This is a genomic window from Sphingobacterium chungjuense, from assembly GCF_011316935.1.
Lineage (GTDB): Bacteria > Bacteroidota > Bacteroidia > Sphingobacteriales > Sphingobacteriaceae > Sphingobacterium > Sphingobacterium chungjuense.
Genome location: NZ_WLYS01000002.1, coordinates 601,815 through 615,652, shown reverse-complemented (window position 1 = coordinate 615,652; position 13,838 = coordinate 601,815). Strand labels below are relative to the sequence as shown.

Annotated in this window: 11 protein-coding genes; 3 read left to right on the top strand and 8 right to left on the bottom strand. The window is 41.9% G+C overall.

Features of this window, described 5'->3' with window-relative positions; all coding sequences use genetic code 11:
• Positions 1-3 precede the first annotated feature (3 nt).
• Positions 4-1,455 (top strand): RagB/SusD family nutrient uptake outer membrane protein, encoded by a 1,452-nt coding sequence (locus GKO22_RS07415; RefSeq protein ID WP_166333699.1) that lies wholly within the window; start codon positions 4-6, stop codon positions 1,453-1,455.
• A 567-nt stretch (positions 1,456-2,022) separates the two neighbouring features.
• Here the strand turns inward: GKO22_RS07415 and GKO22_RS07410 are convergent.
• Positions 2,023-2,496 (bottom strand): NUDIX domain-containing protein, encoded by a 474-nt coding sequence (locus GKO22_RS07410; protein WP_166333697.1) that lies wholly within the window; start codon positions 2,494-2,496, stop codon positions 2,023-2,025.
• A 26-nt stretch (positions 2,497-2,522) separates the two neighbouring features.
• The gene (locus GKO22_RS07405; protein ID WP_166333695.1) at positions 2,523-3,263 is read right to left on the bottom strand and encodes a hypothetical protein; all 741 of its coding nucleotides are present in this window, start codon (positions 3,261-3,263) and stop codon (positions 2,523-2,525) included.
• Between the two features lie 137 nt (positions 3,264-3,400).
• Here GKO22_RS07405 and GKO22_RS07400 point away from each other — a divergent pair, with 137 nt between their 5' ends.
• Entirely contained in the window at positions 3,401-5,818 is a 2,418-nt protein-coding gene (locus tag GKO22_RS07400; protein ID WP_166333693.1) for an alpha-ketoacid dehydrogenase subunit alpha/beta, read from the top strand.
• A 72-nt stretch (positions 5,819-5,890) separates the two neighbouring features.
• Here GKO22_RS07400 and GKO22_RS07395 read toward each other — a convergent pair whose 3' ends face one another.
• From GKO22_RS07395 to GKO22_RS07375, 5 genes are all read right to left on the bottom strand, one after another.
• A complete protein-coding gene (locus GKO22_RS07395; protein ID WP_166333691.1) occupies positions 5,891-6,787 on the bottom strand; it encodes an ROK family protein in 897 nt (298 codons plus the stop codon).
• A complete protein-coding gene (gene aroC / locus GKO22_RS07390; RefSeq protein ID WP_166333689.1) occupies positions 6,777-7,868 on the bottom strand; it encodes a chorismate synthase in 1,092 nt (363 codons plus the stop codon). The genes GKO22_RS07395 and aroC overlap by 11 nt, the downstream gene beginning before the upstream one ends.
• 97 nt (positions 7,869-7,965) lie before the next feature.
• Positions 7,966-9,225, bottom strand: a complete 1,260-nt coding sequence (aroA, locus tag GKO22_RS07385) for a 3-phosphoshikimate 1-carboxyvinyltransferase (RefSeq protein ID WP_166333687.1) — start codon at positions 9,223-9,225, stop codon at positions 7,966-7,968.
• Positions 9,225-10,331: a chorismate mutase gene (locus tag GKO22_RS07380; protein WP_166333685.1), complete on the bottom strand. Its 1,107-nt coding sequence runs from the start codon at positions 10,329-10,331 to the stop codon at positions 9,225-9,227. The genes aroA and GKO22_RS07380 overlap by 1 nt, the downstream gene beginning before the upstream one ends.
• Before the next feature lie 36 nt (positions 10,332-10,367).
• Complete coding sequence (locus GKO22_RS07375; RefSeq protein ID WP_166333683.1) at positions 10,368-11,201, bottom strand: prephenate dehydratase; 834 nt, start codon at positions 11,199-11,201, stop codon at positions 10,368-10,370.
• Positions 11,202-11,751: 550 nt separating this feature from the next.
• Between GKO22_RS07375 and GKO22_RS07370 the strand changes: the two genes are divergently transcribed.
• On the top strand, positions 11,752-12,603 hold the full coding sequence (locus tag GKO22_RS07370) for an EamA family transporter (protein ID WP_166333681.1): 852 nt from the start codon (positions 11,752-11,754) through the stop codon (positions 12,601-12,603).
• A gap of 183 nt (positions 12,604-12,786) precedes the next feature.
• Here the strand turns inward: GKO22_RS07370 and GKO22_RS07365 are convergent, their stop codons facing one another.
• Positions 12,787-13,830 (bottom strand): poly(ethylene terephthalate) hydrolase family protein, encoded by a 1,044-nt coding sequence (locus GKO22_RS07365; protein WP_166333679.1) that lies wholly within the window; start codon positions 13,828-13,830, stop codon positions 12,787-12,789.
• Between the last annotated feature and the right edge of the window lie 8 nt (positions 13,831-13,838).

Here is a 13,838-nt window from a genome sequence, read left to right as displayed (position 1 = left end):
CACATGTATAAGTTCAAAAATATAGTTACAGCAATACTAGGCTTACTGCTCGCAAGTTGTAGTATTGATCGAGATCCACTAGATAGATATTCTGCCAGTCAGTTTTGGAACACACAGGGCGACTTTGATATGGCGATGACTGCTATTTATGGCAAGTTGCAGACACCCATCTTCTCCTATGGATCACCCGATTGGGATTTACTCACCGACAATGCTTATGGTCAACACAATTCTAATCGCGCCAGAGATATAGCTTCTGGGGAGATATCACCATCCTTAGGCGGTTTTATATCGGATGTGTATTCGAATGCATACGCAGGCATCGCAAGAGTGAATATTTTTTTAGGCCAACTAGAGCAATATAATGCAGACTTTCTCCCTCAGGATTTGATTCTTTCATACGAGGCAGAGGCCAAATTTATGCGCGCTTACTATTACTACATGCTGTATGCCTGTTATGGTGATGTACCACTAGTAGACAAGGCGCTAGATCTTGATAACTTTGTACAACCAAAAGTATCTGCTGAGGAGATTCTAGCTTTCATTTACAACGATTTAGATCGTGCCATTGAGCTCCTTCCTGCGGTTACTTACGCGCAAGGGAATGGCCGAGTGGTGAAGTCATCTGCTCAGGCTCTCAAATTACGAGTACTGATGTATACTGGATATAATACCGATGGCTCGCCCAACGTAGCAGTACTAACCCAAGCTCGGGATCTGGCCAAGCAGATCATGGCCACAGGCTATCAATTGTCGCCTGTATTTCACGATGTATTTCGCGATAACCGCCAGGAAGGAAATCCGGAGATCATCTTTTCTGTCAAATTTCTAGCACCCAATAATGCTACCGCTATGGATCAATGGTATGGCGATTGGGTTGGTGTTAGTCCTTTGCCTAGTTTCGTGTCTTTATTTGAAGATGATGATTTGCGCAAAGAGGCGAGTATTTTCCAAAATGTGGTCGACTTTGGCACCGGTAAAACACATTTGCCATCCAACAATATGCCTACTGGTTATGGGGTCAAAAAGTTCTTAACGCCAGAAAATATCCCTTATGATTACTCCACGAGAAGTGCTCAAGATTGGGTGATGTTTCGCTATGCGGATGTGTTGCTAAACTTTGCTGAAGCAGAAAATGAGATTACTGGCCCAACGTCCGAATGTTATGCTGCGATCAATGCTATCAGAACGCGAGCCGGATTAACTAATCTAGAACCGACGTTTTCAAAAGAAGAATTCAGAGACTTAATCCGGTCAGAGCGCCGATTGGAACTCGCTTTTGAAGGGACACGGTACTTCGATCTCAAAAGGTGGCGTATTGCGGAAGAAGTATTGAATGCAATCCAAGATGGTATTATTCAATACAATTTTCAACAAAGATTCTATTTGTGGCCTATTCCGCAAAGTCAGATAGACCGAAGTGGGGGCGTGCTCATTCAAAATAGCGATTATTAGACTGATTGCATAAAAAAGCTAGCAGTGCCAAATGCTAGCTTTTTAACAAATCTGAATATTCCCCTTCATAAAGCGTACTCATAAACGAACGTGCTTTATGAAGGGGATTTTTTGTTTAATGCATGCTTATAAGATACCACAACGACTTGCATGGTAGAGTCAGATGGCAATTCTTAAGAGAATAGATTGTTTTGTCCTGTTAAAGGAGCTGTCGTAGTAGTAATTGGGTAGAGTGTTGTTATTTCTTGGTAGCGGTAAAAAAATTAAAGGTAGGTTAAGACCAATAGCATAAAAAAGGCGATACGGGGAGTATCGCCTATAATCACACTAACTATTAATAAAAACCCTATGGAACTAGGTGTTTTTCGAATCTTAAAGGCTAAACAGTAGGAGGTTAAACGCCAATGCATTATGCCTCAACTTTTCGTTTAGCGATAGATAAAGATAAATAGTATTGATAGATTATGCAATAGAATGGGAAAAAAAACGTTACAAAAAAGCGTTTTTAAAATAATTGATTGATAATCAGATTATTAAATTTTTTATAAACGTTTTTTTTGGAGAAATTTATCTGTCTATGTGGCCGGACTGTGTGTCTAAGTACACCTCCCAGGCCACCTGATCTGTCTTAAATGTAAAAATTTCTGCACGAGCTTGCGTCAAAGGAATCAAACGAAATATGATGTCCTTATCTGGATTGTCAGCCGCAGGCATAGGTACTGGTGCAAACATGGGATGATCTATGGTCAAGTCTTTTCCATATCTCGGTCGTATCAGATAGTAGATCGATATGATTTGACTATCGTTGAACGACGATTTTTCAAAGAAATCGGTGGTATATAGATGCTCAATTACTTCGATTTCCAGATTACATTCTTCCAGATATTCTCTTTTAAGCGCATCGATTAATCCTTCTCCGTATTCTAGCCCACCACCCGGGAACTTTGTGAAGGCAAAACTGCCAACTTGCTCATCGCTGATGAGCACTTCGTTCTGCTGATTCACCAATATCCCGTATACCCTAACGTTGAATAAGAACATGCTTGATTTCTACTTTAGATCTGATATTATATCTGCTCAAATCCAGATTCTACACTCAATTCATCTACGCCTGCGATAGAATAGTGTCTTGGTAGAAACCAAGAGAGGGTATTCATCACTTGTACATAGGCATCTTGCGTCGCAAACATTTTTGGCGTTATGTTAAAGATCAGATCTTGGGTCATGGTGTTATCATCTTCGTAATTGCGAGCGATCAACATGACCTTGCCATTATTCAGGCCAGAATAAGCTAAGAACTCTCTCATATGGGTGCGTGTCTGCGCAGGAAGGATTTCTTCTGATGGTTGTCCAACCAAAACTTTTTCGTCTTTTGGCAAGACGAAATCTTTGCCATGCTCCGAGAAAGCGCTATCGTCGGTGTAAAACTCGTTACGAAGCTTCAAGTTGAGCAAGTCGCCGTGTGAGAATATCCAATCGGGTTGATCCTTGTGTGCATTAATCACCAATCCAAAGCCATTGGACAAAATTCTGTCCAACTCATTTCGGATCACGAATGCTTTAAAATTTGTCTCTGGATCTACAGTACGCGCATTCATATAGGCAAAGCTGTCATTCGCTACGGCGACCTCGGGCTCGGCCAATTGTAGATTGCACTCGTCGATATTATCCAGAAAATCTGCGACCCATTTCGGATCACGACTCCCCAAAGGAATCTCTAAGAGATGTTGTAGATTGATCGTTTTTTCCAGGTTTCCCAAGGAACCGGAAGAACTTTTATTAGCATCAAAAAAGTGAATCGTACTCATAGCGTTTAAAGATGCTAAAATTAAGGAATCTTTGTTGAATTTCGGCTCAAGTATGTCAATATGACGGTTTTTTATTAGACGAACGTGCATAGAACGATATAAAATTTTACTATTTTTGTTAGAAACCATATTTAATAATGTCTAATACAAACGCGACCCACAACGTAGATTTTGATTCATCAAAGCTCAGTTTCGAAGAGTTTCGTGACCTGATAATTAGCGATTACCGGCTGGCCGTAGAAAGTCGGCAGGTGAGCTTGTTAGGGCGTAAGGAAGTGCTGACGGGTAAGGCTAAGTTTGGTATTTTTGGAGATGGTAAAGAGTTGGCACAGATAGCATTATCAAAGGCTTTTAGAAATGGTGATTGGCGTTCGGGATATTACCGCGACCAGACCATGGCTATGGCATTAGGGTTCACCGATGTCTATCAGTTTTTTAGTCAACTATATGCCACGCCAGATTTAGCTATTGAGCCGGCTTCTGGAGGTCGGCAGATGAATTGTCACTTCTCGACACAGTTGCTGGATGGAGATGGCCAATGGTTGAATCAGACACAACAAAAAAATTCCGCATCGGATATTTCCACTACTGGCGGACAAATGGCTCGTGCGGTTGGTTTGGGATTAGCATCTACCTATTATCGGGATAATGAAGCGCTTCGCTATTTAAAATACTTCTCAGACAATGGTAATGAAGTCGTGTTCTGTAATATTGGCAATGCTTCTACCTCAGAGGGAATATTTTGGGAAACAATCAATGCGATTGGTGTCAAGCAGTTGCCTTTAGTCGTTTCTATCTGGGATGATGGATATGGGATTTCAGTACCTAATGATGTGCAAACGACAAAATCAGATATTTCACAGGTGCTCAAAGGGTTTCAGACAGATGAACATGGCGTGGGTTTCGAAATTTTTAGAGTTTGTGGTTGGGATTATCCGGGCTTATGCGAGGTATATGAAAAAGCCGCCGATCTGGCTCGCGAAAAACATGGACCTTGTATCGTGCATGTCTGTGAAATGACACAGCCTCAAGGGCATTCTACATCAGGATCGCATGAGCGGTATAAAACCGGCGATCGTTTGAAATGGGAAGAAGAGTACGATTGCAATTTAAAGATGCGCCATTGGATGTTGGAATCTGGGATTGCTGATGAAGAAACTTTGCTAATCATTGAGCGCGAGTGTAAAGAAAAAGTGCGCGCAGAACAACGTCGTGCATGGACAGACTATCAGCAGCTGTTGCAGGTAGACTTTGATCAGGCAGTTGCCTTGCTCAGTAATATAGATGACGAAAGGGTAGAAATTCCCTTAAAGACTTTGCAATCCTTAACGGAATATGCGTTACATGAAATTTATGGCAATGTGCGTCGCGCACTGCGAGAATTGCGCGGCGACGCAGTAGATGGCAAAGAAGCTTTGTTAGATTGGTACAACAAGCAGCAAAAAATCAACCAAGACAGGTACAATGATTTCCTGTTTTCCAATACGACCAATAGCCCATCGCTAGTAGAAAATGTACAACCAGAATATGATGTAGAATCACCTGTAGTCGATGGCCGCGAAATTCTGAATGCTTGTTTCCGAGAGCATTTCGCTAAAGATGACCGACTCATCGCTTTTGGGGAAGATGTCGGTAAAATAGGGGATGTGAACCAAGGATTTGCCGGCTTGCAAGAGCAATTTGGTGAAGCGCGCATCTTTGATACAGGTATTCGCGAATCGACTATTATCGGCAAAGGAATAGGGTTGGCCATGCGTGGCCTTCGGCCAATTGCAGAGATTCAATACTTGGATTATTTAATCTATGCGTTACCCGTGTTGAGCGATGATTTGGCTAGCCTAAGTTATCGTACCAAGGGAAGACAAAAAGCGCCATTAATTATCCGTACGCGTGGTCATCGCTTAGAAGGTGTATGGCACTCGGGTTCGCCCATGTCGGTTTTGTTAGGTGCACTACGCGGTATTCATCTTTGTGTACCACGCAATATGACTCAAGCGGCAGGGATGTACAATATGTTGCTAAAATCAGATGAACCAGCTTTGGTTGTAGAATGTCTGAACGGCTATCGTCTCAAAGAAAAAATGCCTCAAAACGTGAGCGATTTTACAGTTCCTCTTGGCGTAGCAGAAATTGTGCGCGAAGGACACGACATTACAGTCGTGTCTTATGGTTCTACCTTACGCGTCGTACAAGAGGCAGCATTAGAATTAGAAAAGCTGGGTATCTCGTTAGAGATCGTTGATGCACAGTATTTGATGCCGTTCGACCGAGAGAAGATCTGTGCCACGTCCTTGCAAAAGACCAACAAGTTATTGGTGGTAGATGAAGATTTTCCAGGCGGTGCTTCTGCGTATTTGCTCAGCCAGATTCTGGAAGATCAGCAAGGTTATTATTTATTGGATAGCCAGCCGCGAACATTAACCGCTAAATCGCATCGCCCACCATATGGTTCGGATGGTGATTATTTTACCAAACCGTCGGTAGATGATGTGATCGAAACAGTCTATGCGATGATCAGTGAAACAAATCCACAAAAGTATCCTGCTATCTATTAGCGATCTGATGTTTTTGTATACTAAGAAATAGAAAGTAAGAAGGCAGTCGAATGACTGCCTTTTTTATGTGTACTATCTGGCTTTGCTGACCGCCGCTTTAGACTGCGGAACATTAAATAGTGAAGCTGCGCCAATGATCGCGGCATGTTCTTGATATTTGCCCAGTTCGATGTTATAAGCCCCAAGTGCGGCTTTTTTTCCAATGCAAATCTTGTCCCAAGCTTTGGTGATATTACCTCCAATGATGAAATTGTAGGCTTCATGTTTTTCACTAAAATAAGCTAAGAAATCCAACAAATGCTGTACATATTCTTCTAACAAAGTGGTTGTTTCTGACAGGTCGCCGTGTTGTTCCAAAATTTCCTTTAGACCCGGCTTCTGGATACCAGTAAGTTCTTCAAAACGTTTGGTAAACCATCTGGTTACTAGGAATTCTTCGAAAATAGTACCTCGGAAAGGGGCTTCCCACAAAGCAGCATCAAATGCTTTTTCACCTTTGCTCCATACCGCGCTACCTAACCCTGTGCCGAGCGTGATACCCAAAATCCGATCTTTATGCTCCAGACCTTGCGCAAAGATTTCACCTTGTAAAAACGCCGCCGCATCGTTGATATACGAGATTTTTTGGATTGGCAATCCCGACAGATTATCTTTGATGGGTTGTGTCACTACCATCTGATAAAGGCTGTCGTATTTGGTTTGTCCGATCATCAAAGCACGACCTTCTTCGTAATCGAAAGGGCCTGGCATCGCTATTCCAATCTCTCGAATTTCCTCTTTGCTACTCGCTATACAAGCACGCATGCAGTCTGTCCAATTCTGTAAAATCGATTTAGCATCTGAAGAAGAATCAACGTGCTGACGCGTGATCGTATCCTCCAGAATAATCCAGTGATCGGTATCTACGATTGCAGCAGTTATATGCGTTCCGCCAATGTCACAGGCCAGAACAAAGCGATTATCGCGCATTAGATTGGTATTTTAATAAATGATCGGCAATCACCAAGGCAGCCATCGCTTCTACGATAATCACCGCGCGTGGTACCACACATGGATCATGTCGGCCTTTGCCGGATATAGTTGTTTCGCTACCACTTTCGTCGATAGTAGCTTGGTCACGCATAATCGTGGCCACGGGTTTAAAAGCAGTGCGAAAAGTAATGTCCATCCCATTGGATAAACCACCTTGTATACCGCCAGAAAAATTCGTTTTGGTGCGAGTTGGCTGGCCTTCTTCGGCGATGAAAATATCATTGTGCTCCGAGCCCAGCATTTCAGAACCGACAAATCCAGATCCATATTCAAATCCATGCACCGCATTAATACTGAGCATAGCTTTGCCCAAATCGGCATGTAGCTTGTCGAATACGGGTTCACCCAGTCCGACTGGTAACCCACGAATTACAGTAGATATTCTTCCGCCAACGGTGTCGCCATTCTTACGAACTTGGTCGATAAATTCGATCATTTCTGCGGCGGTAGCCGGATCAGCACATCGCACGATATTGCTCTCGCGCAGTTTGACTAATTCCGTCAGATCAGATACATCGAGGTTTGGTGCTTCCAATTGGCCTACACCAGAAACATGGGCAAGGATTTCAATGCCATGTTGCTTTAAGAATAGTTTGGCAATGGCTCCCGCTGCCACACGTGCGGCAGTTTCGCGTGCCGAAGACCGGCCACCACCGCGATAATCGCGAATGCCGTATTTCACCTGATAGGTGTAATCTGCATGCGAAGGGCGAAACTTATCTTTGATATGCGAGTAATCTTTGGATCGCTGATCTTCGTTAGGAATATTGATTGCAATGGGAGTGCCCGTAGATTTTCCTTCGAATACACCCGACAAGATCTGTGCGATATCGCTTTCTTTTCGTTGTGTAGTAATTTTAGATTGTCCCGGTTTACGTTTGTCCAACTCCGACTGAATGAATTCTTCATCAATATCAATCTGCGACGGACATCCGTCTATAATTACGCCAATAGCTTTCCCGTGAGATTCACCATATGTTGTGATGCGGAACAGATCGCCAAAAGAATTTCCTGCCATAGTTAAGTTTAGGTTGTAAATATATTAATTCGGCATCAAAAATATAACTTTTGATGCCGAATTATTTATAATGATGTGGTAGTAATCTTCGGAATGATTACCAAACTAGGTTGAATTGCTGATCCTGTAAGTGTTGCCAAAAGTCTGGGTAAGACTTGTTGACTACCGCTGGCTCTTCTACCGTAACTTGCGGAAAATGAAGGGCAAGTGGCGCAAAGGCCATCGCCATACGATGATCTTCGTATGTTGCGATCACTAACTCTTTAGGTGCAAAATAGCCTTCCGTATCCAATGTGTAGATCTCATTATCTTCGTGCAATTTACAGCCGAATTTTCCAATTTCGTTCTGCAAAGCGGCGATACGATCTGTTTCTTTAATCTTCAAGGTTTCTAGTCCCGTAAAAGTAGTCGGGATTCGCAGTGCTGCTGCGATGACGACAATGGTCTGTGCCAAATCAGGACATTCTTTTAAATCTAGAAAAACCGGATCGCCAGTCAACGTACTTTTTTGTAATGTAATACCACCTTCTTCAAAGGTGGTATGTACACCAAAATGCGTCATGATATTAGCAATGGCAATATCTCCTTGTAAACTGCTTTTCTTCAAGCCTGGTAAGAAAAGAGAGCCCTCTTTTGCCAAAGCAACCATAGCATACCAATAAGAAGCAGCGCTCCAATCAGGCTCTACATAGAGTGTAGCCGCGCCAAATGATTGCGCCGGAATACTAATCGTTTGCTCATTCCATTGGTATTCAATGCCTGATTCGCGCAGCATATCTAGTGTCATGCTCACATATGGCTTCGAAGTGAGCTCACCTGCTATTTGAAGGTTCAATCCTTTTGGTAGTGCAGCTGCGATAAGCAACAACGAGGAAATGTATTGACTACTGATGTCGCCTGGAATCGAAACCTTCGTCGCCGTTTGCTCAAATGTTCCATCAATATGTAGTGGCGGATAACCTTCTTTTGCTGCGTAGCTGATTTTAGCGCCGATAGTTTGCAAAGCATCTACCAATAACTTGATTGGGCGTTCTTGCATGCGTGCGCTGCCCGTTAGTTCAAATGATCCTGCGGATAAACTCAAGAACGAAGTCAGGAATCGCATTGCTGTGCCAGCAGGCCCAATGTCAATCTTTGTACGATCGCCTGTGGCAGACGAATCGCTTGCGATAGCAAGTGCTTCGCTCATGGTGACGGTATCGGCTGCTTCCGAAAGATTAGCCACGCTAACACTACCTTGACTAAGGGCTTGAATGATAAGGGCGCGGTTGCTCTCGGATTTTGAACCCGTGAGCACTACCGTTCCGCTTATTGTCTTGTTAGCATGTGATAAGGAGACTTTTTGGAGGTCGCTCATTATGCTTCTGCAATCGTTTTGCTGTTCATTACCTCGTTTTGCTTGCGTATAGATTCGTTGTGCAATAACTCTAAATATTTCACCGCGAAGTCTTCACCGATGTTCAATGCTTTGGCTAATTGAACACGTTTTTGTACGATTTCGTCCCAACGGTTAACTTGTAAGATGGTGACGTTGTTATCACGTTTGTATTCGCCAATTTTTTCTGCGATTTTCATACGGTCGCCAATCATTTTGATGATGTCGTTATCCAATTTGTCGATGTTCTGACGCAATTCCGATAGTTTATCTTCGAATGCAGGGTTGTTAGACTCTGCATGACGAACTGCAATATTGCTTAACATATCTGCTAATGCTCCCGGCGTTAATTGCTGTTTAGCATCTGTCCAAGCTACCGACGGATCAATGTGTGATTCTATGATTAAACCTTGCATATCCATATCCAATGCTTTTTGAGAGATGTATGGTAGCAATTCACGATTGCCACAGATATGACTTGGATCGTTGATGATAGGCAATTCTGGTGCGATGGATTTCAATTGGATCGCAATATCCCACATCGGTTCGTTACGGAAAGCGGTTTTCTCGAAAGAAGAGAATCCACGGTGGATAGCCGCTAATTTCTTAATACCGGCACGGTTTACGCGCTCCAAAGCACCAATCCATAGTGATAAATCTGGATTTACTGGGTTTTTGACAATTACTGGAACATCTACTCCTTGCAATGCATCGGCAATTTCCTGTACAGTGAATGGGTTTGCGGTAGAACGCGCGCCAATCCACAAGACATCTATACCTGCTGCTAAAGCTTCTTCCACATGTTTTGCGGTAGCTACTTCAGTCGCTGTCGGAAGTCCTGTTTCTGCTTTCGCTCTTTTCAACCACTCCAAACCAATGCTTCCGATTCCTTCAAATTCTCCTGGACGAGTGCGTGGTTTCCAGATTCCGGCGCGTAGCACGTGTACTTTACCTGTGTTAGCCAATAAATGTGCTGTAGATACTACTTGTTCTTCGGTCTCGGCACTACAAGGTCCCGCAATTACCAATGGCTTGTCGCCTGTATCAATCCAAGAACTTAATGGCAAGATGTCTAATGAATGTTTCATCGTATATATGTTTTTATTTTTTTTCTGATAAATTATTTAAACGCGTTCGTTTTTAATGTATTCGCCCATGATGTTAAAATTCACGGAGTGCTTCAATACTTTGCGGATCGCTGCGTCATAATCCGACTGTTTCTTCCATTCTACATCAACATAGAAGTCGTATTCATTCCGCTTGCCCACGACTGGCATGGATTGGATCTTGCTGAGATTCACATTTTGCTCAGCGAAGCATTGTAAGATAATAGCCAATGAACCGACGGCATTGCCCGTTTGGAAAGAGAGGGATGCTTTGTTTGCATTCTTCTGTTCGACCACGTCGTTGGAAAGAATTAAGAAGCGTGTTGCATTCTTTTTGTTCGTTTCTATGCGGCGTTCGATAATTTCTAGGCCATAGATCTTTGCGGCAGCCTCTCCAGCGATGGCAGCTGTGTTGGCTAGCTTTTCAGAAACGATATTTTGCGCACTAGAGGCGGTGTCCATACCTTCTTTCACAATCCACTCTGGGTGTTCGCTCAAAAATTCGTCGCATTGGCGAATGGCAATAGGATGCGATTCTACAAATTTAATGTCGGCCAACTTAGTACCTGGTAGTGCCAGCAAGTGTTGCTGGATATGCAGGTGTACTTCGCCTAAAATGTGAAAGCGATAATCGCGCAATAGGTTGTAGTTTGGCAGGATGCTTCCAGCAATGGAGTTTTCAATGGCCATGACTACATAGTCCGCTTTGCCTTGTTTGAGCAGTTCGCAGGTCCTTTTGAAGGATTCACACTCCAATGTCTCAATATCATTGCCAAAGTATTTATAAGCGGCCTCTTCGTGAAAAGAGCCTTTTACGCCTTGTATCGCAATCTTTAATTTTTCTGATTCCATGTGGATTTAGTCAAAAAAAAGAGGCCCCGTGTTGCTTCGGGACCTCTGTTTACTTTTATAGTACGTACACAATAGTATCCCCCTTATTATTCGTGATAATAAAAAAAGCTAAAATACGGTTGTGTATAAAATCTGTTCATTTGTCTCGTTCTGTTTCCAAAAGTAATGCAAAAATTGATAACTGCAAAATAATTTGAAATTTTTATATTATTTGATGTTTATTTATACCTTTTATTGCTGTTTTTTTAGGTCTATAATTGCATATTTTTAGAGGTTTTTTTGGATGTTATTTTTGATTAAAATAACCTTAAAAATATACTAAATGTGGTTTAATATACTTGAATATCATTTTTTGTTTGTTTTATGCTATGTATTTTTTCAAAAAATATCGAATTTTTAAGTGTAAAAATTTCCTATAATAACATCTATTTTTTTATAAATAATTTTAAAATATTAACTCGTTTAATCGCCTGTTTTTTTATTGATTTTGGAGATGTTCCTAGTTCAGCGTTCCAATTTTGTTTCCTAATTTTGCATTAACATGCATTTTGTGCTCATAAGTATATGCTGTTCGGTAGCCGTGGCAGTTTTATTGAAATACGCTAGACAGTGTGGGGTGGATACTTGGCAAATGATTGTCTGGAATTATCCAGCAGCATTAGCTTTTACCTATTTTATATTTCAACCGGATCTTAATACGATAGCTTGGTCTATGCTTCCTTGGCGCACATATTTGCCTATTGCTGTATTGTTGCCAGGTTTGTTTATGTTATTATCCTATTCTCTACGGTATGCTGGTTTGGTGCAGACCGAGGTGGCGCAGCGGCTTTCGTTGGTATTGTCTTTATTGGCGGCAGCTTTTGTTTTTGGAGAAGTGTTTAGCGCTTGGCGTATCGCTGGTATTCTCGTCGGTTTTTTGGCTATTGCTTTTTTGGTGGGCTGGCGCAAGGGTGTGAGGCCGAGTCAAGGTTTGCGCTATTTGCTTTTTCCGCTTTTGGTATTTGTTGGTTACGGAGCGATTGATGTGTTGTTTAAGACGGTGGCACTTGAAATACATGTGCCGTATACCACTTCTTTGTTGTTGATCTTCACGGGTGCTTTTATCTTAGCTTTCATGTACTTTATAGTACAGTGTATTTTTAATAAGCTGCATTTTTCAGCCAAATCTATGTATTGGGGGCTAGTGTTAGGTGCTTTGAATTTTGGTAATATCTTATTTTATATGCGAGCACATCAAGCACTTGTCAATAATCCTTCTGTCGTATTTGCTGGAATGAACATCGGTGTAATTGGCGTAGGAGCTTTGCTGGGTGTATTGCTTTTCAAGGAAAAGCTATCTCGTGTAAATGTTGTTGGGATAGCTTTGGCTATTATAGCAGTATTGATGATTGCCTATCTGTAGCTCTATCTTTGTGATATTATAGCGAAAGCAATTTGGTCGTCTGTCAAGTTGATGGAGTGTTTTAAAATAAGCGTTGAAACAATAACTGCTTCAACGCGTTTCGGAAAGTTAAACGGTCAACATGATCATTCAACGTTAAAATTAAAAGTTGAACTATTCGTTGAGTCGATAACTTATCTTATACTATAATCTATCTGCTAAGTTATTCCGTTGCACTCGCAGAGGATTCAACGTACCTTGGATAAATTGTGGATCTGATTGTAGTAAATAATCGGTGCCAACAAAATATCGAGATGCGCTTTCGTCATTTTTTCCTTGGTAGAGCATCCACGCGACCGAAATGCCAGCAAATTCGTTTCTTTGAATGTCGAGTGTCGGACTAAAATGCGTAGCAAATCTTGCTGTTGCTATCCAAGAGGGAACTCTCTTTATGAGATTAGATTGCCATAGATTGGGCCATAAAAGTGGTGAAACAATAAGGTCCAGCTCGCCTGTGATTATAAATGTAGGGTGTTTAACAGTGGTGCCAATGGCAAGCGGGCCGGGTTGTATCGGTAATGATCCAAGTATTCTTAATCTGGGGTCAATGATGTCTAATGCTTTTTGTGATAAACTCGACGTAAGTATGCTCGCTCCACCTCCAGCGGAATGACCAGCTACAATCATCTTTGTCAAATCAATCTTATTATAGAGCGGAGATAGGGGGTCATCGTTTAATTTGGAGGCCTCGATCGCACCGTAAATATGCATCGTAGGTACCGTGTTTATAAAATTGTTAGAATTAATGACCACAAAACCGTAACTGGCCCATAATGTTGCTAATGCTTCATAGTGTCCCTGATTAGATAGAATACCACCTACAAAATTGATAACCGGTATTTTTTCTAATGATTGAATATTGGCTGGATAAAATGCTTCGGTAGAAAAATTTTGTTCGAAACCATAAGGAAATGCGGGACTACATCGCACTTCGGGATTAATTAATTTGAGACTCGCTAACACTTTTGAAGCTATACCGACTAATTGCCTACAATCTCCTCTTACCGCATTGGTCGCTACCTCGTATGGTCCCAATTTGCTGTACTCCGCATTAGCTAGACCAAAGGCGTTCACTATTGCAGAGGCTTTAGATTTGTCGCCTAGCGCTTGCGTGGTTAGAGGTTCTTCATCTTTCTGGCAAGAAGAAAGGAATAGTACTAGTGGTAAAATTAAAATTAAATTTTTCATAATATATT

Excerpts from the sequence above, each read along its gene's own strand:
- GKO22_RS07415 (WP_166333699.1), top strand. The coding sequence starts at position 4 with ATGTATAAGTTCAAAAATATAGTTACAGCAATACTAGGCTTACTGCTC.
- GKO22_RS07410 (WP_166333697.1), bottom strand. The coding sequence starts at position 2,496 with ATGTTCTTATTCAACGTTAGGGTATACGGGATATTGGTGAATCAGCAG.
- GKO22_RS07405 (WP_166333695.1), bottom strand. The coding sequence starts at position 3,263 with ATGAGTACGATTCACTTTTTTGATGCTAATAAAAGTTCTTCCGGTTCC.
- GKO22_RS07400 (WP_166333693.1), top strand. The coding sequence starts at position 3,401 with ATGTCTAATACAAACGCGACCCACAACGTAGATTTTGATTCATCAAAG.
- GKO22_RS07395 (WP_166333691.1), bottom strand. The coding sequence starts at position 6,787 with ATGCGCGATAATCGCTTTGTTCTGGCCTGTGACATTGGCGGAACGCAT.
- aroC (WP_166333689.1), bottom strand. The coding sequence starts at position 7,868 with ATGGCAGGAAATTCTTTTGGCGATCTGTTCCGCATCACAACATATGGT.
- aroA (WP_166333687.1), bottom strand. The coding sequence starts at position 9,225 with ATGAGCGACCTCCAAAAAGTCTCCTTATCACATGCTAACAAGACAATA.
- GKO22_RS07380 (WP_166333685.1), bottom strand. The coding sequence starts at position 10,331 with ATGAAACATTCATTAGACATCTTGCCATTAAGTTCTTGGATTGATACA.
- GKO22_RS07375 (WP_166333683.1), bottom strand. The coding sequence starts at position 11,201 with ATGGAATCAGAAAAATTAAAGATTGCGATACAAGGCGTAAAAGGCTCT.
- GKO22_RS07365 (WP_166333679.1), bottom strand. The coding sequence starts at position 13,830 with ATGAAAAATTTAATTTTAATTTTACCACTAGTACTATTCCTTTCTTCT.